At 61.6% G+C, this 18056-nt stretch carries 15 protein-coding genes; 11 read left to right on the top strand and 4 right to left on the bottom strand.

What is annotated here, in order from left to right; translation table 11 throughout:
- Positions 1-15 precede the first annotated feature (15 nt).
- The 4 genes from KDB76_RS05820 to KDB76_RS05805 all read left to right on the top strand — a co-directional run bounded on the left by KDB76_RS05820 (position 16) and on the right by KDB76_RS05805 (position 5333).
- Positions 16-978 carry a FecR domain-containing protein gene (locus KDB76_RS05820; protein ID WP_038408774.1) on the top strand — a complete coding sequence of 321 codons (963 nt, stop codon included), beginning with the start codon at positions 16-18 and terminating at the stop codon, positions 976-978.
- A gap of 463 nt (positions 979-1441) precedes the next feature.
- Positions 1442-4045 (top strand): TonB-dependent receptor, encoded by a 2604-nt coding sequence (locus KDB76_RS05815; protein WP_038408772.1) that lies wholly within the window; start codon positions 1442-1444, stop codon positions 4043-4045.
- Positions 4046-4266: 221 nt separating this feature from the next.
- The gene (locus KDB76_RS05810) at positions 4267-4860 is read left to right on the top strand and encodes a biliverdin-producing heme oxygenase (RefSeq protein ID WP_024086359.1); all 594 of its coding nucleotides are present in this window, start codon (positions 4267-4269) and stop codon (positions 4858-4860) included.
- 56 nt (positions 4861-4916) lie between these two features.
- On the top strand, positions 4917-5333 hold the full coding sequence (locus tag KDB76_RS05805; RefSeq protein ID WP_024086358.1) for a YbaN family protein: 417 nt from the start codon (positions 4917-4919) through the stop codon (positions 5331-5333).
- Here KDB76_RS05805 and arcD (KDB76_RS05800) read toward each other — a convergent pair.
- Positions 5313-6740: an arginine-ornithine antiporter gene (gene arcD / locus KDB76_RS05800; protein WP_013971114.1), complete on the bottom strand. Its 1428-nt coding sequence runs from the start codon at positions 6738-6740 to the stop codon at positions 5313-5315. The genes KDB76_RS05805 and arcD (KDB76_RS05800) overlap by 21 nt on opposite strands.
- A 437-nt stretch (positions 6741-7177) precedes the next feature.
- Between arcD (KDB76_RS05800) and arcD (KDB76_RS05795) the strand changes: the two genes are divergently transcribed.
- The 7 genes from arcD (KDB76_RS05795) (at position 7178) to gltS (ending at position 15725) form a co-directional block, all read left to right on the top strand.
- A complete protein-coding gene (gene arcD / locus KDB76_RS05795) occupies positions 7178-8605 on the top strand; it encodes an arginine-ornithine antiporter (RefSeq protein WP_024086357.1) in 1428 nt (475 codons plus the stop codon).
- Positions 8606-8638: 33 nt separating this feature from the next.
- Positions 8639-9892, top strand: a complete 1254-nt coding sequence (gene arcA, locus KDB76_RS05790; protein ID WP_003257954.1) for an arginine deiminase — start codon at positions 8639-8641, stop codon at positions 9890-9892.
- Positions 9893-9961: 69 nt separating this feature from the next.
- Positions 9962-10972: an ornithine carbamoyltransferase gene (locus KDB76_RS05785; protein WP_013971112.1), complete on the top strand. Its 1011-nt coding sequence runs from the start codon at positions 9962-9964 to the stop codon at positions 10970-10972.
- Between the two features lie 95 nt (positions 10973-11067).
- On the top strand, positions 11068-11997 hold the full coding sequence (arcC, locus tag KDB76_RS05780) for a carbamate kinase (protein WP_003257953.1): 930 nt from the start codon (positions 11068-11070) through the stop codon (positions 11995-11997).
- 55 nt (positions 11998-12052) lie between these two features.
- Entirely contained in the window at positions 12053-12421 is a 369-nt protein-coding gene (locus KDB76_RS05775; protein WP_013971111.1) for a DUF5064 family protein, read from the top strand.
- Positions 12422-12504: 83 nt separating this feature from the next.
- On the top strand, positions 12505-14013 hold the full coding sequence (locus KDB76_RS05770; RefSeq protein ID WP_038408769.1) for a sigma-54-dependent transcriptional regulator: 1509 nt from the start codon (positions 12505-12507) through the stop codon (positions 14011-14013).
- A gap of 512 nt (positions 14014-14525) precedes the next feature.
- On the top strand, positions 14526-15725 hold the full coding sequence (gene gltS, locus KDB76_RS05765; RefSeq protein ID WP_024086355.1) for a sodium/glutamate symporter: 1200 nt from the start codon (positions 14526-14528) through the stop codon (positions 15723-15725).
- Here gltS and KDB76_RS05760 read toward each other — a convergent pair.
- The 3 genes from KDB76_RS05760 to KDB76_RS05750 form a co-directional block, all read right to left on the bottom strand.
- Positions 15722-16354, bottom strand: coding sequence for a response regulator transcription factor (locus KDB76_RS05760; protein WP_024086354.1), 633 nt, complete (start codon positions 16352-16354; stop codon positions 15722-15724). The two genes, gltS and KDB76_RS05760, sit on opposite strands and share 4 nt — an antisense overlap.
- A 32-nt stretch (positions 16355-16386) precedes the next feature.
- Positions 16387-17733, bottom strand: coding sequence for a cache domain-containing protein (locus tag KDB76_RS05755; RefSeq protein WP_024086353.1), 1347 nt, complete (start codon positions 17731-17733; stop codon positions 16387-16389).
- Positions 17734-17841: 108 nt separating this feature from the next.
- Positions 17842-18045 carry a YbdD/YjiX family protein gene (locus KDB76_RS05750; RefSeq protein ID WP_003257949.1) on the bottom strand — a complete coding sequence of 68 codons (204 nt, stop codon included), beginning with the start codon at positions 18043-18045 and terminating at the stop codon, positions 17842-17844.
- Positions 18046-18056 lie beyond the last annotated feature (11 nt).

The following is an 18056-nucleotide window of genomic DNA, read 5'->3' as shown; positions in this document are numbered from 1 at the left end:
ATTCAAGGATTCACCGTGACCGACAGCCCTGCCCCTCGCCCGTCACCCGTCGGGCCCAGCGCCCGTGCTCGTGCCATGGACGAGGCGCTGGACTGGCTGGTACGCCTGCAATGCGCCGACGCCGAGGACACCCAGGCCTTCGAAGCCTGGCTGAGCGCAGCGCCGGAAAATGCCGAGGCCTATGTCGAGGCAGAAGCATTGTGGAACGGCGCACCGCTGCACCAGGTGGCCGTGCAGATGCATCGGCAACAGCGCCGCTCGTGGCGCGGGCGCCTGCGCAGCCACTGGAAACCCCTGGCCACGGCAGCGCTGCTGCTGGTCGGGCTGTTCACCCTCGGCAACCTGCCCATGCGCCTGCAGGCCGACCACCTGACAGTGGTGGGAGAACGCCAGCGCCTGCAGCTGGAAGACGGGGCGAAAGTGCTGCTCAACACCAATTCGGCATTTGCCAGCGAGCAGCGTGATGGTCTCCAGGTCGCCCGCCTGCTGCAGGGTGAGGCCTATTTTCAAGTCCCCGAGGGCGCGCTGCTGCCACTGGAAGTGCAGGCCGGGCCGTTGCGCGCACAGGTGCGCGACACCGACTTTGCCGTGCGCTACCTCGACGGCGAGGCACAGGTGCGGGTGCAGCGCGGCGATGTCGACCTGCAGGGGGCCCGCGACCAGCGCATCCGCCTGAGCGCCGGCGACAGCATCAGCGTCGGCCCCCAGGGGTTCGGCCAGCGCCAACGCCCCGACATGCACAAGGACCTGGCCTGGGTCGACGGCCGCCTGGTGTTCGAGAACTGCCCGCTGAGCCAGGTGCTGGCCGAGGTGCAGCGCTACTACCCGGGCTGGATCATCAACCGCAATGCGCAGCTGGAAGACATGGCGGTCACCGGCAACTACCGCCTTGACCAACCGCTGGAAACCCTGCGTGCGCTGGCCCACATCACCTCGGCACAGCTGCATGAGTACCCGGCGCTGGTTATCCTGAACTGATCTTTTGCCTGTCTCGGCCTCATCGCCGGCAAGCCAGCTCCCACCCCGACCGCATTGGCCTCAAGCAATGCGATGTCCCTGTGGGAGATTACCCAGCCCTTTTGGGCTGCGCTGTCGCGCAGAGAACAAATATCGCTCGTCTGACGCGGCCTTTGTAGGAGCAGCCTTGTGCTGCGAAGAGGCCGGTACAAGCAACAGACAGGCTTTGTCAGTACCGGCCTCTTCGCAGCACAAGGCTGCTCCTACAGAACCTCGCCGAACCAATGAGTCATGTGTTGTTCTATGAGAGCTGGCTTGCCGGCGATGAGGCCCGTGCAGGCAGCACATGATCATGGCCCCCTGAATTTATTTTTACGCAGTCACGCTACCCCGCCCGTCTCGTTATAGCCAATGCAACTGATTCTCGTTTGAAAGCGAGGACAGCCATCACCTATAACAGTCCGCGCGTCAGGGAGCGCTTCCGATGTCCACAGGTCCTACCCGCCCCTCCAACCTTCCTCGCCATGGAGGGCAACTGTCCCTCCTGAGCCTTTCCCTACTGAACCTCGCCCTGCTCGCCAGCGGCGCCATCAGCCTGCCGGCACTGGCCGCCGAACCGGCACAGGCCAGCAGCCCGCGCATGGGCGACTACCGCTTCAGCATCGGCCAGCAGCCGCTGGTTTCGGCCATCAATGCTTTCAGCCAGGTCACCGGCTGGCAGGTCGGCTTCAGCGCCGAACTGGCCGACGGCGTGGCATCACCAGGGGTGCAGGGTTCGCTACCGCCGGAAGCCGCGCTCAAGCGCCTGCTGCACGGCACCGGCCTGGGCTTTCGCAAGATCAGCAACGGCAATGTGGTGCTCGAACGCCAGGCCAGCGCCAATGTGATTGCCCTGCAGCAGGTGACCGTCAGCGCCACCCGCAGCGCCCAGGACGTCAGCCAGGTGCCGAGCACCGTCAGCGTGCAGACCCGCGAGCAACTGGACCGGCAGAACGTGAACAACATCCAGGACCTGGTGCGCTACGAACCAGGTGTGTCGGTAGCCGGCACCGGCCAGCGCAGCGGCCTGAACGGCTACAACATCCGTGGTATCGATGGCGAGCGCATCCTCACCCAGGTGGACGGCGTGTCGATCCCCGACAGCTTCTTCTTCGGCCCCTACGCCCAGACCCAGCGCAACTACGTTGACCCGGAGATCGTCAAGCGTGTGGAAATCCTCCGCGGCCCGGCCTCGGTGCTGTATGGCAGCAACGCCATCGGCGGGGCGGTGAGCTACTTCACCCTCGACCCGGACGACATCATCAAGCCTGGCAAGGACGCCGGTGCCCGCCTGAAAACCGGCTACAGCTCGGCCGACGAAAGCTGGCTGACCTCGGCCACCGTCGCCGGCCGCCAGGGCGACTTCGACGGCCTGTTGCACCTGAGCCAGCGCAACGGTCACGAAACCGAGACCCACGGCGGCCACAGCGGTGACGGCCTGGCGTGTACCGAAGCCAACCCGATGGACGTGCGCACCACAAACGTGCTGGCCAAGCTGGGCTGGAACTACGCCGACGAAGCGCGCCTGGGCTTCACCTACGAGCGCTACAAGGATGATCGCGACCAGAACATCCTCAGTGCGGTGGGCGGGCCTTTCATTCCTGGCTTTGGTGCCCCAGGTTACTACAAGGCGCGTAACGGCAACGACACCGTCACCCGCGAACGCCTTGGCATCAACCATGAGTTCGGCCTGGATTCGCTGGTCGCCGACCATGTGAAGTGGAGCCTGAACTACCAGATCGCCAAGACCGACCAGCACACCGAGGAAGTCTACGCACCGCCTGGCCGTCAGGTACTGCGTACCCGAGACACCCTGTACAAGGACCGCCAGTGGGTATTCGACGCCCAGCTGGACAAGGCCTTCAGCCTCGGCGCCACCGACCACCTGTTGACGTACGGCACCACCCTCAAGCACGAGAAGGTCACCGGTTCCCGCAGCGGCACCGGTACCTGCCTGGCCGTTGGTTCAGGCTGTTCTGCCGCTGGCGCCGAGCGCCCGGCAGACGGCCAGGCCCTGGTCAGCGACTTCCCGGACCCGACCGTGAACACCTACAGCCTGTTCGTGCAGGATGAAATCCGCTGGAACAACTGGACCTTCATGCCTGGTGCTCGTTACGACTACACGCGCATGGAGCCCAGGTTCACCGAGGAATTCCTGCGTGGCCTGGAGTCCAGCGGTACCGCACCAACCTCCCAGGACGACTCGGACAAGAAGTGGCACCGCGTCTCGCCCAAACTCGGCCTGACCTACGCCTTCAACGACAACTACACCTGGTATGGCCAGTACGCCGAAGGTTTCCGCACCCCGACTGCCAAATCCATGTACGGGAAGTTTGAGAACATCGAGCAAGGCTACCGCGTCGAAGGCAACCCGGGTCTCGAACCCGAAAAGAGCAAAAGCTATGAAACCGGTCTGCGTGGCAACTTCGACGCCGGTAATTTCGACATGGCGGTGTTCTACAACAAGTACCGCGACTTCATCGACGAAGATGCCGTACAAAGCGCCAACCTGGAGCAGACCTTCAAGGCCAACAACATCAAGCACGCCACCATCAAGGGTACCGAGGTCAAGGGCCGCCTGAACCTGGACCACTTCGGTGCGCCGCAGGGCCTGTATACCCAGGGCTCGATCGCCTACACCTATGGCCGCAACGATGACACCGGCGAGCCACTGAACAGCGTCAACCCGCTCAAGGGCGTGTTCGGCCTGGGTTACGAACAACAACACTACGGCGGCCTGCTGAGCTGGACATTGGTCAAGCGCAAGACCCGCGTCGACGACAGTACCTTCTACTCGCCCGACGGCTCGAGCTCCAAGTTCCGCACCCCGGGCTACGGGGTGCTGGACCTGACCGGTTACTACAAGGTCACCGACGACGTGACCATCAACGCCGGCCTGTACAACCTCACCGACAAGAAGTACTGGCAGTGGGATTCGGTACGCAGCTACGACGGCCAGGGTGAAGCGGCCGTGACCCAGCCGGCCAACATCGACCGCCTGACCATGCCGGGGCGCAACTTCGGCATCAATGTGGTTTGGGATATCTGACCTGGATTATCGCTGACAGGTTTGTTTCGTCAGTGCCGGCCTCTTCGCGGGTAAACCCGCTCCCACAGGTATCGCGCAGACCTCGGGCCTATGATGTCCCTGTGGGAGCGGGTTTACCCGCGAAGAGGCCAGCACTACCAGCACAAATACCAGCTTTTTTTACTGTCCCGCCCCCGCTGTTTCGTCTTGTCTCTAGACCCCCCTCTTCCAAGGACTGCCCCATGACCGACCGCCCAGCCCTGCGCTCCCAGCGCCTCAACCAGATCACCCACGCCCCCCACGCCGAACTTGATGCCCTGGTCAAAGCCCACGCGCCCTTCGACAGCCGCGAAAGCTTCGCCCGCTTCGTGGTCGCCCAGTACCTGTTCCAGGCCGAGCTGCAGGCCCTGTACAACGACCCGCAACTGATCGCCATCGTCCCCGACCTGGCCGAGCGCTGCCGTGCCGAACAGGCCCGCCTGGACCTCGCCGACCTTGACACCGAAGTACCACCAGCCGTGCCGGGCGCCCTGCGCAACCCGAGCCTGGGCGAGGCAATGGGCTGGATCTTCGTCTCCGAAGGCTCCAAACTGGGCGCTGCGTTTCTGATCAAGCGTGCCGTGGCCCTGGAACTGTCCGAAACTTTCGGTGCTCGACATCTGGGCGAACCGGCCGGTGGCCGTGCCGAAGGCTGGAAACAGTTCACCCGCATTCTTGATGGCCTGGCCCTGTCGGCCGAAGAGGAAGCCGCTGCCGAACGCGGCGCAGTTGCTGCCTTCGAGCGCTTCACCAAGCTGCTCAAGCATGCCTATGCTGCAGATGCCGCGCTGGTTTGACACGCCATACCCCGGCCACCCTACCGGTGGCCGAACCGCTTCCATGCAGTGAGACCATGACCCGACCCGCCCGTTCGAAACTCGCCCGCCTGCTGTATGCGACCTTGGCTTACGTGAGCCTGGGCGTGGGCCTGGTCGCGATCGTCATTCCCGGCCTGCCGACCACCGAATTCATCCTGCTGGCTGCCTGGGCGGCCACACGCAGTTCGCCGCGCCTGTCTGCCTGGCTGGAAAACCACCGGTTGTTCGGGCCGATCTTGCACAACTGGCGCAATGGCAAGGTGATCCAGCGCCGGGCCAAGGTCAGCGCGACCCTCAGCATGCTGCTGTGCGCGGGCCTGATGCTGACGCTTCTGGAACACCGCTGGCCGGTGTTCCTGGCCATTGCCGGCATGACCCTGGGCAACCTGTGGATCTGGTCCCGCCCCGAGCACGCCCCCTGCCCTGCCCCGTCACAAGCTCAGCAGCCCTGAGTACAGGGCATAGGCCGCCAGCGCGGCACCTGCCAGCACAGCAGCGAAAATCAGCTTTTCCCAAGTGGTGAACAAGGTTTTACCCTGCTCATGCTTGGCCCTGGCGAACAGGATCACGCCCGGGGCGTACAGCAGCGCCGACAGCAGCAGGTACTTCAGCCCGCCGGCGTACAACAGCCACACGGCATATACCAGGGCAACCAGCGCCACCAGCAGGTCCTTGCGGCGCAGGGCCGGCTGCTCGTCGTAGGTTTCTGCACGTACCGCCAACAGCACGGCGTAGGCCGCCGACCACAGGTAGGGCACAAGAATCATCGACGAGGCCAGGTAGATCAGGCTGGTATAGGTACCGGCGGAAAACAGCGTGATCAGCAGGAAGCCCTGGATCATGCAGTTGGTCAGCCACAGGGCGTTGGCCGGTACATGGTTGGCGTTTTCCTTGGCCAGGAAACGCGGCATGGTCTTGTCCCGCGCCGTGGCGTAGAGGATCTCGGCACACAGCAACGCCCACGACAGCAGCGCGCCAAGCAGCGAAACCGCCAGGCCGATACTGATCAGCAAGGCGCCCCATGGCCCGACGATATGCTCCAGCACCGAAGCCAGTGACGGGTTCTGCAGCCCGGCCAGTTGCGGCTGGGTCATCACCCCCAGCGACAGCACGTTGACCAGCACCAGCAGCGCCAGCACTCCCAGAAAACCGATCACCGTAGCCTTGCCCACATCCGAGCGGCGCTGGGCGCGCCCGGAATACACACTGGCGCCCTCGATGCCGATGAACACGAACACGGTGACCAGCATCATGTTGCGCACCTGCTCCAGCACGCTGCCGAACTGCGGGTTGCTCAGGCCCCAGATGTCACGTGTGAAGATATCGGCGCGGAAGGCGAACGCGGCGATCACCACGAAAATCAGCAACGGCACCACCTTGGCCACGGTGGTCACCTGGTTGATGAACGCCGCTTCCTTGATGCCGCGCAGCACCAGGAAATGCACCGCCCACAGCAGCAGCGAGGCGCAACCGATGGCGATTGGCGTGTTGCCCTCGCCGAATACCGGGAAGTAGAAACCCAGGGTGCTGAACAGCAGCACGAAGTAGCCGACGTTGCCCAGCCAGGCACTGATCCAGTAGCCCCAGGCCGAGGAAAAACCCATGTACTCGCCAAAGCCGGCCTTGGCGTACGCGTACACTCCCGAGTCCAGCTCCGGTTTGCGGTTGGCCAGGGTCTGGAATACGAAAGCCAGGGCCAACATGCCGACTGCGGTGATACCCCAACCGATCAGCACAGCCCCCACATCGGCACGCGCCGCCATGTTCTGCGGCAACGAGAAGATCCCGCCTCCAATCATCGAGCCGACCACCAACGCGATCAGCGCGCCCAGGCGCAGCTTCTGTCCCGGTTCGCTCATGAGCCTTCCTTTTTTTTTGCGCACTGTCACGGGCTTGAAACAGCCATGCGGTCCATATAAGTGTTGCTACTTATAATGATCCTGACCAATGAAGCTATAGCACTAATAACTGCTTTGTCTATGCCAGCTTTTGAGTAAAAACTAGCAGCTCCGGAGCAACTAGAAAAGAATCCGATAAAACTCGAAATTCTTGTGAAAAATTTGCGAAAGCGGCAAAAACGGCTAGCGTCAAGCATCGCAGGCTGAACAGAGCGTTTGCTCTAGATGGACATGGAGGTGCCAGCATGCAAGGCCTGCAGCATAAGTTGTCGGCACTCTCCAGGAGCTTCGTGAAGGAATTTTCCTACTTCACGTCGCCATGAACTGACCCAAGTCAGCGAATGGCAGCGGCGTCGGATTTACTCTGTCGTCAACTTTCTCCTGGCAGGAGTTATTAAATGTCTGATTCATCCGGAAAACTAAAGCTCGGCGCGTTAGTTGCACTTGTCGTCGGTTCGATGATTGGTGGCGGTATCTTCTCGCTGCCGCAAAACATGGCTGCCAGCGCAGGGGTTGGCGCTGTACTGATCGGCTGGGCGATCACCGCGGTCGGCATGCTGACCCTGGCGTTCGTGTTCCAGACCCTGGCCAACCGCAAGCCTGACCTGGATGGCGGGGTGTATGCCTACGCCAAGGCCGGTTTTGGCGACTACATGGGCTTCTCCTCGGCCTGGGGCTACTGGATCAGTGCCTGGCTGGGCAACGTCGGCTACTTCGTGCTGCTGTTCAGTACCCTGGGCTACTTCTTCCCGATCTTCGGCGAAGGCAACACCCCGGCCGCCATCATCGGCGCATCAGTGCTGCTGTGGGCCGTGCATTTCCTGGTGCTGCGCGGCATCAAGGAAGCAGCATTCATCAACCTGGTCACCACCGTGGCCAAGGTGGTGCCGCTGCTGCTGTTCGCCCTGATCTGCCTGTTCGCCTTCAAGCTCGACATCTTCACCGCCGACATCTGGGCGGTAGGTACGCCAGAGCTGGGCAGCGTGATGAACCAGGTGCGCAACATGATGCTGGTCACCGTGTGGGTGTTCATCGGCATCGAGGGTGCGAGCATCTTCTCGTCGCGGGCGGAAAAACGCTCTGACGTGGGCAAGGCCACGGTCATCGGCTTCGTCACCGTGCTGCTGTTCCTGGTGCTGGTCAACGTGCTGTCGCTGGGCATCATGACCCAACCAGAACTGGCCAAGCTGCAGAACCCGTCGATGGCTGCCGTACTGGAGCATGTGGTCGGCCACTGGGGCGCGGTACTGATCAGCGTCGGCCTGATCATCTCGCTGCTCGGGGCCCTGCTGTCGTGGGTGCTGCTGTGCGCCGAGATCATGTTCGCCGCCGCCAAGGACCATACCATGCCGGAGTTCCTGCGCCGCGAGAATGCCAACCAGGTACCGGCCAACGCCCTGTGGCTGACCAACGCCATGGTGCAGATCTTCCTGGTGATCACGCTGTTTTCCAGCAGTACCTACCTGTCGCTGATCTACCTGGCCACCTCGATGATCCTGGTGCCTTACCTGTGGTCGGCCGCCTATGCCTTCCTGCTGGCTCTGCGTAGCGAAACCTACGAGCAGGCCCTGGCCGAACGGCAGAAGGACCTGGTGATCGGTGGTATCGCCCTGTTGTACGCCGTCTGGCTGCTGTACGCCGGTGGCGTGAAATACCTGCTGCTCTCGGCCCTGCTCTACGCACCTGGCGCGATCCTGTTCGCCAAGGCCAAGCGTGAGGTTGGCCAACCTGTCTTCACCAACGTGGAAAAACTGATCTTCGCAGCCGTGGTCATCGGTGCCCTGGTGGCAGCCTTTGGCCTGTACGACGGCTTCCTGACCCTTTGACCCACGTCTTCGTTCAACTGGAGGAATGAAATCATGTCCGCTGAAAAACAGAAGTACGGTGTCCACTCCGAAGCCGGCAAACTGCGCAAAGTGATGGTTTGCTCGCCGGGCCTGGCGCACAAGCGCCTGACGCCGAGCAACTGTGACGAGCTGCTGTTCGACGACGTGATCTGGGTCGACCAGGCCAAGCGTGACCATTTCGACTTTGTCACCAAGATGCGCGAGCGTGGCGTGGATGTGCTGGAGATGCACAACCTGCTGACCGACATCGTCCAGCAACCCGAAGCACTGAAGTGGATCCTCGATCGCAAGATCACCTCCGACACCGTCGGTGTCGGCCTGACCAATGAAGTGCGAAGCTGGCTCGAAGGCCTCGAGCCACGCCATCTGGCCGAGTTCCTGATCGGCGGCGTGGCAGGCCAGGACTTGCCGGAAAGCGAAGGCGCCAGCGTGGTCAAGATGTACAACGACTACCTGGGCCACTCCAGCTTCATCCTGCCACCGTTGCCCAACACCCAGTTCACCCGCGACACCACCTGCTGGATCTATGGCGGCGTCACGCTCAACCCGATGTACTGGCCGGCGCGCCGCCAGGAAACCCTGTTGACCACCGCCATCTACAAGTTCCACAAGGAGTTCACCGGCGCCGACTTCCAGGTGTGGTACGGCGACCCGGACAAGGACCACGGCAACGCTACCCTCGAAGGCGGTGACGTGATGCCGATCGGCAAAGGCATCGTGCTGATCGGCATGGGCGAGCGCACCTCGCGCCAGGCCATCGGCCAGTTGGCGCAAAACCTGTTCGCCAAGGGCGCGGTGGAAAAAGTCATCGTCGCCGGCCTGCCAAAATCCCGTGCTGCCATGCACCTGGACACCGTGTTCAGCTTCTGCGACCGCGACCTGGTCACGGTCTTCCCGGAAGTGGTGAAAGAGATCGTGCCGTTCATCATCCGCCCGGACGAAAGCAAGCCTTACGGCATGGACGTGCGCCGCGAGAACAAGTCGTTCATCGAGGTGGTGGGCGAGCAGCTTGGCGTCAAGCTGCGCGTGGTCGAAACCGGTGGCAACAGCTTTGCCGCCGAGCGCGAACAGTGGGATGACGGCAACAACGTGGTGGCCATGGAACCGGGCGTGGTCATTGGCTACGACCGCAACACCTACACCAATACCCTGCTACGCAAAGCCGGGATCGAGGTCATCACCATCAGTGCCGGCGAACTGGGCCGGGGCCGGGGTGGCGGCCACTGCATGACCTGCCCGATCGTGCGCGACCCGATCGACTACTAACGACCATTACCCCCGGCCGCCCTCATAAAGCGGCGGCCGGTGCGTTCACCAAACTCAAGGAGAAAAGTCATGGCGTTCAATATTCACAACCGCAACCTGCTCAGTCTGGAACACCATACCACCCGTGAGCTGCGCTACCTGCTGGACCTGTCCCGCGACCTCAAGCGTGCCAAGTACACCGGCACCGAGCAGCAGCACCTGAAAGGCAACAACATCGCGCTGATCTTCGAAAAAACCTCTACCCGTACCCGCTGCGCCTTCGAAGTGGCCGCCTATGACCAGGGCGCCAATGTCACCTACATCGACCCGACCTCCTCGCAGATCGGCCACAAGGAAAGCATGAAGGACACTGCCCGCGTGCTCGGGCGCATGTACGACGCCATCGAGTACCGGGGCTTCAAGCAGGAAATCGTCGAAGAGCTGGCCAAGTTCGCCGGCGTTCCGGTGTTCAACGGCCTGACCGACGAATACCACCCAACCCAGATGATCGCCGACGTGCTGACCATGCGTGAGCACAGCGACAAGCCCCTGCACGACATCAGCTACGCCTACCTGGGCGACGCCCGCAACAACATGGGCAACTCGCTGCTGCTGATCGGCGCCAAGCTTGGCATGGACGTACGCATCGCCGCGCCCAAGGCGCTGTGGCCGCATGACGACCTGGTCGAACGTTGCCACAAGTACGCCGAGGAAAGCGGCGCACGCATCACCCTCACTGAAGACCCGGTTGCCGCGGTCAAGGGTGTGGACTTCGTGCACACCGACGTGTGGGTATCGATGGGTGAGCCGATCGAAGCCTGGGGTGAGCGCATCAAGCTGCTCAAGCCGTATCAGGTGAATGCACAGCTGATGAAGTCCACCGGCAACCCGCGGACCAAGTTCATGCACTGCCTGCCGGCGTTCCACAACTCCGAAACCAAGGTAGGCAAACAGATCGCCGAACAGTACCCGGACCTGGCCAACGGTATCGAAGTGACCGACGACGTCTTCGAATCGCCGGCCTGCATCGCCTTCGAGCAGGCGGAAAACCGCATGCACACGATCAAGGCGATCCTGGTGTCGACACTGGCTGACCTGTAAAGGCTGACTCGGCAAGCCGGGCAACCCGCTCCCACAAGGGGGCGGCGATACCGGTCGAGAGCAGCGCTCCCTTCTTTCGTTAAAGGACATTCCCCATGCGTATCGTTGTTGCATTGGGCGGCAACGCCCTGCTGCGTCGCGGCGAGCCCATGACCGCTGACAACCAGCGGGCCAATATTCGCACCGCCACCGAACAGATCGCCAAGATCCACCCAGGCAACGAGCTTGTCATCGCCCACGGCAACGGCCCGCAAGTTGGCCTGCTATCGCTGCAGGGCCTGTCCTACAAGCCCGACGAGGCCTACCCGCTGGACGTGCTGGGGGCCGAGACCGAGGGCATGATCGGCTACATGATCGAACAGGAACTGGGCAACTTGCTGGCCTTCGAAGTGCCGTTCGCCACCCTGCTGACCCAGGTCGAAGTGGACGCCAACGACCCCGCTTTCAAGGACCCGACCAAGTTCATCGGCCCGGTCTATGGCAAGGAAGAGGCCGAGCGCCTGGCCAAGGAAAAGGGTTGGGTGGTCAAGGCCGACGGCGACAAGTACCGCCGAGTGGTGGCCAGCCCGAAACCCAAACGCATCTTCGAGATCCGCCCGATCAAGTGGCTGCTGGAAAAGAGCAGCATCGTGATTTGCGCCGGTGGCGGCGGCATCCCCACCATGTACGATGAGAACCGCAAGCTCAAGGGCATCGAGGCGGTGATCGACAAGGACCTGTGCTCGGCCCTGCTGGCAGAGCAGCTGGACGCCGACCTACTGATCATTGCCACCGACGTCGATGCGGCCTATGTTGACTGGGGCAAGCCCACACAAAAGGCCATTGCCCAGGCCCACCCCGACGAACTCGAACGCCTTGGCTTCGCCGCTGGCTCCATGGGGCCGAAGGTGCAGGCCGCCTGCGACTTTGCCCGCAACACCGGCAAAGTGGCAGTGATCAGTTCGCTGGAGAACATCGAAGACATCGTCAAAGGCACCGCCGGCACGCGCGTTTCCACCGCGAAGCCGGGGATCAGCTACCGTTGAATGCAGTAGGCGGGCGCCAGCGTCCGCCATTTTCGACCTTCCAAAGGAGCTTGCCATGGCCCAGTACCAACCCGGTCATGTACACATCGAGCGCACCGCGCTGAACCAGAATGACCACAGCTATGACCTGAACATCGAATACGAGGCAGTGTCGGACCCCAAGGAAGGTAGAGGCATCCAGTTCAAGATGCATGGCAGCATCGAAGGCAAGCCAGTGGAAGAAAAGTTCTTCCTGGCCAAGGATCAGGTATTGCCCAGCTTCCTCATGCAACTGAGCCGAAGGGCGCAGTCGTACCTGAAGCCACCGAAGAAATTCGAGAGCCTGAGCTCGCCGCACAAGCTTTATGACCATATGTTCGCGGACATTCGCGAAAAGCTGGATGTGAAATCGGGCGACCCGATCAAGCCTGAACATCTGGAGTGATTTCAAGAACCGGGGCCGCAAAGCGGCCCCGACAATGTTGAGGCATACTACCGCCCTCCCCCAGCCACAACCGCACCCTCCCCATGCGCATCCACGTCAGCTTCATAGACCGCGTCGGCATCACCCAGGAAGTCCTCGCCCTGCTCGGTGCCCGCAACCTCAACCTGGACGCCGTGGAGATGGTACCGCCGAACGTCTACATCGACGCCCCTACCCTCAGCCCCGCCGTACTCGAAGAACTGCACGACGCGCTGTTCGAGGTACATGGCGTGCAATCGGTGGACGTGGTCGACATCCTCCCTGGCCAACGCCGGCACCTGCAGCTCGATGCCCTGCTGGCGGCGATGAGCGACCCGGTGCTGGCCGTGGACAGTGCCGGCAAGGTGCTGCTGGCCAACCCGGCGCTGATCGAACTGTGCGGCCGCAAATCGGCCGGGCGCTCGGTGGGTGAGCTGTTCGGCGACCCGGCGCTGCTGCAGGCCCTGCTGGACAACAACTTCCACCTGCCCATGCGCGAGATGCAGCTCAACGGCCAGAGCCTGTTGCTGGACGCCATGCCAATTACCAACGCCGGTGGCCTGCTTACGCTGTACCCGCCCACGCGCATGGGCGAACGCCTGTCGGCCCTGCACCACGACCATGCCGAAGGCTTCGATGCCTTGCTCGGCGAGTCACCGGCCATCCGCACCCTCAAGGCCCGCGCCCTGCGCGTGGCGGCGCTCGATGCACCGCTGCTGGTGCATGGCGAAACCGGCACCGGCAAAGAACTGGTAGCCCGCGCCTGCCACGCCATCAGCAGCCGCCACGCGGCACCATTCCTGGCCCTGAACTGTGCCGCGCTGCCCGAGAGCCTGGCCGAGAGCGAACTGTTCGGCTACGCCCCCGGGGCCTTCACCGGCGCACAACGGGGCGGCAAGCCCGGGCTGATGGAGCTGGCCAACCAGGGCACGGTATTCCTCGATGAAATCGGCGAGATGTCGCCATACCTGCAGGCCAAGCTGCTGCGCTTTCTCAGCGATGGCAGCTTCCGCCGGGTGGGTGGCGACCGCGAAGTGAAGGTAGATGTACGCATCATCAGCGCCACCCACCGCGACCTGGAGCGCATGGTCGCCGAAGGCAGCTTCCGCGAAGACCTGTTCTACCGCCTGAACGTGCTCAATCTGCAAGTGCCACCGCTGCGCGACCGCGGCCAGGACATCCTGATGCTGGCGCATTTCTTCATGCAGCAGGCCTGCACGCAGATCCAGCGCCCACCCTGCAGGCTGACCCCGGCTACCCATTCGGCACTGCTGGCCAACCCTTGGCCGGGCAATGTGCGCCAGCTGCAGAACGTGATATTCCGCGCCGCAGCCATCTGCGAGGGCAACCTGGTGGATATTGGTGACCTGGACATCGCCGGCACCTCGGTGGCCCGTGGTCAGGACAGCGATGTGGCCAGCCTGGAACAGGCCGTGAGTGATTTCGAGCGCGAACTGCTGCAACGCCTGTACGCCAGCTACCCGTCCACGCGGCAACTGGCCGGGCGCTTGCAAACTTCACATACCGCCATTGCGCAGCGCCTGCGCAAATATGGAATACCGGGCAAAGCCTGATACCTGTCAGATAGCGTCAACGGGGCTGCTACGCAGCCCATCGCAGGCAAGCCAGCTCCCACAGGTATCGCACACGTGCTGAATTCTGCGCGATACCTGTGGGAGATTGCCCAGCCCTTTTGGGCTGCGCTGTCGCGCAGAGAACAAATATCGCTCGTCTGACGCGTCCTTTGTAGGAGCAGCCTTGTGCTGCGAAGAGGCCGGTACTGACAAAGCCTGTCTGTTGCTTGTACCGGCCTCTTCGCAGCACAAGGCTGCTCCTACAGAACCTCGCTGAACCAATGAGTCATGTGTTGTGCCATGTGAGAGCTGGCTTGCCTGCGATGGGCCGCAAAGCTGCCCCTGATAGTTATTGCAATAATCCGGTTGTTATTCAGGCTTTTCCTACGCCAGTGAAAGATACTCTCCCACGTATGCCTCGTAGAATGGTGACAGTGTATTCCCACCTGTCACCCCACTTGCCCGCCCCATAGCGGGAAGTGGTCCGCTACTGGATATAACGAGAGCACCTGATGTTTGAACTCGATTTTTACGGGACGCTTGTAGCCGCCTCTTTGGTACTGTTATTGGGGCGCGGCCTGGTCGCGCGTATTGGTTTCCTGCGCACTTACAATATTCCGGAACCTGTCGCTGGCGGCCTGGTAGTGGCCTTGGCGTTCCTGGCGTTGCGCAGTTTCGATATCCACGTGCAATTCGATACTTCACTGCAAACTCCTCTGATGCTGGCATTCTTCGCCACCATCGGTTTGAGTGCAGACTTCGCCAGCCTGAAAAAAGGTGGCCGCGTGGTTACCGTGTTCCTGCTGGTGGTAACCGGTTTGCTGCTGGTCCAGAACGCCATGGGCATCGGCCTGGCAACGGCACTGGGCCTCGACCCGCTGATGGGCCTGCTGGCCGGCTCTATTACCTTGTCCGGCGGCCACGGTACAGGCGCCGCGTGGGGGGCCACTTTCACCGAAAAGTTCGGTCTGGCGTCGGCCTCCGAACTGGCAATGGCATCAGCTACCTTCGGCCTGGTACTGGGTGGCCTTATTGGTGGCCCGGTCGCCCGGTTGCTGATCAGACGGGTAACGACACCTGGTATCGAAGAACCAGCACCACAACTGCCCAAGGGTTTCGAACAACCAGACAAAGAACGCTTGATCACGCCGTTTTCATTTATCGAAACATTGGCGCTGATCGCTGTCAGTTTGCTCGCAGGCTCGTTACTTAACGGTATGCTGAAAGGCACTGCGTTTGAACTGCCAACATTCGTTTGCGTGTTGTTTGTGGGCGTGGTGTTGCGAAACGGCCTTTCGGCGCTCGGCTTTTATCAAGTATTCGAACGGGAAGTCTCGGTATTGGGCAATGTGAGTTTGTCGTTATTCCTGGCCATTGCCTTGATGTCGCTCAAGTTGTGGGACCTTTCAGCGCTGGCATTACCATTCTTTGCATTGCTCGCCGCACAGACATTGGTCATGGCACTGTTCGCGATATTCGTCACGTTCCGGGTCATGGGCCGCAACTATGATGCAGCGGTACTGGCTGCCGGGCACTGTGGTTTCGGCCTGGGTGCAACGCCAACGGCAATCGCCAACATGCAAGCGGTGACCCAGCGCTACGGAGCCTCGCGCATTGCCTTCCTGGTGGTGCCGATGGTGGGGGCATTCTTCATCGACATCATCAATGTCATCGTCATCAAGCTGTATCTGGCGTTGCCCTGGATTGCCTAGATCGAGGTCAGGCCATGCTCCAGGGCGTATTTCACGAGTGCCGCAGGGGTATCGATATTGAGCTTGCGCCTGATGCTCAGCCGATAGGTTTCCACTGTACGGACACTGATATCCAGCTCTTGGGCCATTTTCTTGTTGTTGTGCCCCTTGGCGATCATTGACAGCACTTGCAACTCACGGGGCGTCAGCTCGTGCTCGTCCCGGTTGCTCACGGCGAGCTTGCGAGTGATTTCCGAGCTGTAGAAGCTTCCTCCCGCAGCGATGGCCTCGATGGCCGCGATGAGCTCTGCGGAAGGCGCATTCTTCAGCACATAACCTAGCGCTCCGGAACTGATGGAGGTGCGGACGTACTCCTGGTTGTCGTACATGCTCAGCATGAGGATCCTGATATCCGGGTAGCGTTCGCGCAGCTTGCGCGTGAGCTCCAACCCGTTCATGTCCTGAAGCCCTACGTCGACCAGGAGAATGTCCAGTTCAGTAGTCGCTACCAACTCGATTGCCTGGGCTCCTGACTCGGCCTGGCCGACAACCTCGAAGTGCGGGATCGCGCACAGCAGCGCCTTTACGCCGTCACGCACAAGGACGTGGTCGTCGACCAGGGCGATTCTGACCGGATGGGTTACGCTCATGGAGTCCTCGAGGGTTGGCGTGGCAAGGCTGCTCAGCTGATCGTAACCGGTATCTGCACCTGTAGCTCGGTACGGCCGTAAGAGGATGCGATGTTGACGCTACCCGAGTGGTGGTCCACTCGTTCGCGAATGTTCCTCAGGCCGATACCGTGGCACTCGTCTGCTGCGCGGGTGTCGAACCCTACCCCGTTGTCCTCCACACGCAATACGATCATGCCCTGCTGTTGCGTGACGGAAACGATCGCGGCAGTGGCTTTGGCATGACGCTCCACGTTCGCGAGGGCCTCTTGAATGATGCGGAACAGCGTCAACCTGAGGCTGGTATCGATGTCCGCCGCATCCATTCCACATTCGTACTGGGTGTGAATCGAGGTACGTTGCTCGAACTCACGGACATGTTGCTCGATGGCAGGCGACAACCCCAACGTGTCCAGAAGCGAGGGGCGCAGATCATGGGAAATGCGGCGTATCTCACCGATCGCCGCGCCAAGTCTGCAAGTACCTTTGCGCAGGTTTTCCAGGCCCTCGCTCCGGCCGTTGGCCAGTTCGATGGCGGCCAGCTCATACTGGAACTTGATCGACACCAGCTCCTGACTGATCCCGTCATGCAGTTCACGCGAAACCCGCGAGCGCTCCTCCTCCTGCAGGTTCACGATCCGCTGGTTGAGCGTGGAAAGCTTACGGTCCGCCAGGCGATGCTCACTGACGTTCAGCATCAGGCCACCGGTAAAAATCACCAGTACGGCAATCAACGAGAACGAGGCGATCGCCAGAACCGTGGTCAGTACCCCGGTAGCGACCTCTTGCCGGGACTTGCGGGTCGCCACCTCCACATCGTCGATGTATATGCCTGTGCCAAGCATCCAGCCCCAACGGTCCAGCATCACGACATATGACAGTTTCCCGGTAATCTGCCCGGAAGAAGGCTTCTGCCAGTCGTACAACTGGAATCCATCGCCCTCCCTGGCGCTCTTGAGCAGCGCCTGGATGACCGGTAGCCCGTTCTTGTCGGTCAGCGTAATGAGTTGCTTGCCAACCAGCTCGGACTGCCTCGGGTGCATCAGGTTCTTGCCCTGCTGGTCATACACGAAGAAGTAGCCGTCGAGGCCGAAGTTGGCTTGGGACAGGATCTCCAGTGCACGCTGCCGAGTTGCTTCATTATCGGTGCTGCCTTCATACAACGGCGCGATGAGGCTCATCGCCAGGCTTAGGTAGTTTTTCAACTCGGCCTTCTTTGCTGCCATGATGCTGCTTTCAACCAGGCGTGCCTGTTCCTCCTCCAGCTTGCGACTCTGGGCAAACACGAGGACACAGATGAACAGGACCGAAAGGACGAGTGGAAGCACACTGAGAGTGACGATCTTGTGCTTGAGTTGCATGGTCATTTCCAATGCAGGAGCGGGCCGGCAACAGCACTATGCCTGCTGCCGGCCTTCCAATGCGAGAGCACCATGATGAACGTTGCGCCTGCCTGGGCTAGTCAGCGCTCAGCAGCAACGAACTGGGCGTCCCTTCCCGCCACCGTAACGTGCCTCCTGGCGCTCCCGGAAAAACGCCTCGTAGGACATCAGCGGTTTTTCCGGGTGCTTGAGCTGCATGTGCTCCACATAGGCGTCGTAGTCTGGCATGCCGACCAGCATCCGGGCGGCTTGCCCCAGGTACTTACCCATCTTGCTCAGGTCATTGAACATTCCGGGCGCCC

The sequence above is a fragment of the Pseudomonas sp. JS425 genome, assembly GCF_018223845.1.
Taxonomy (GTDB): Bacteria; Pseudomonadota; Gammaproteobacteria; order Pseudomonadales; family Pseudomonadaceae; genus Aquipseudomonas; species Aquipseudomonas asiatica.
Note: the sequence above shows the minus strand (reverse complement) of the source record. Positions and strands in the feature narration are given on the sequence as shown.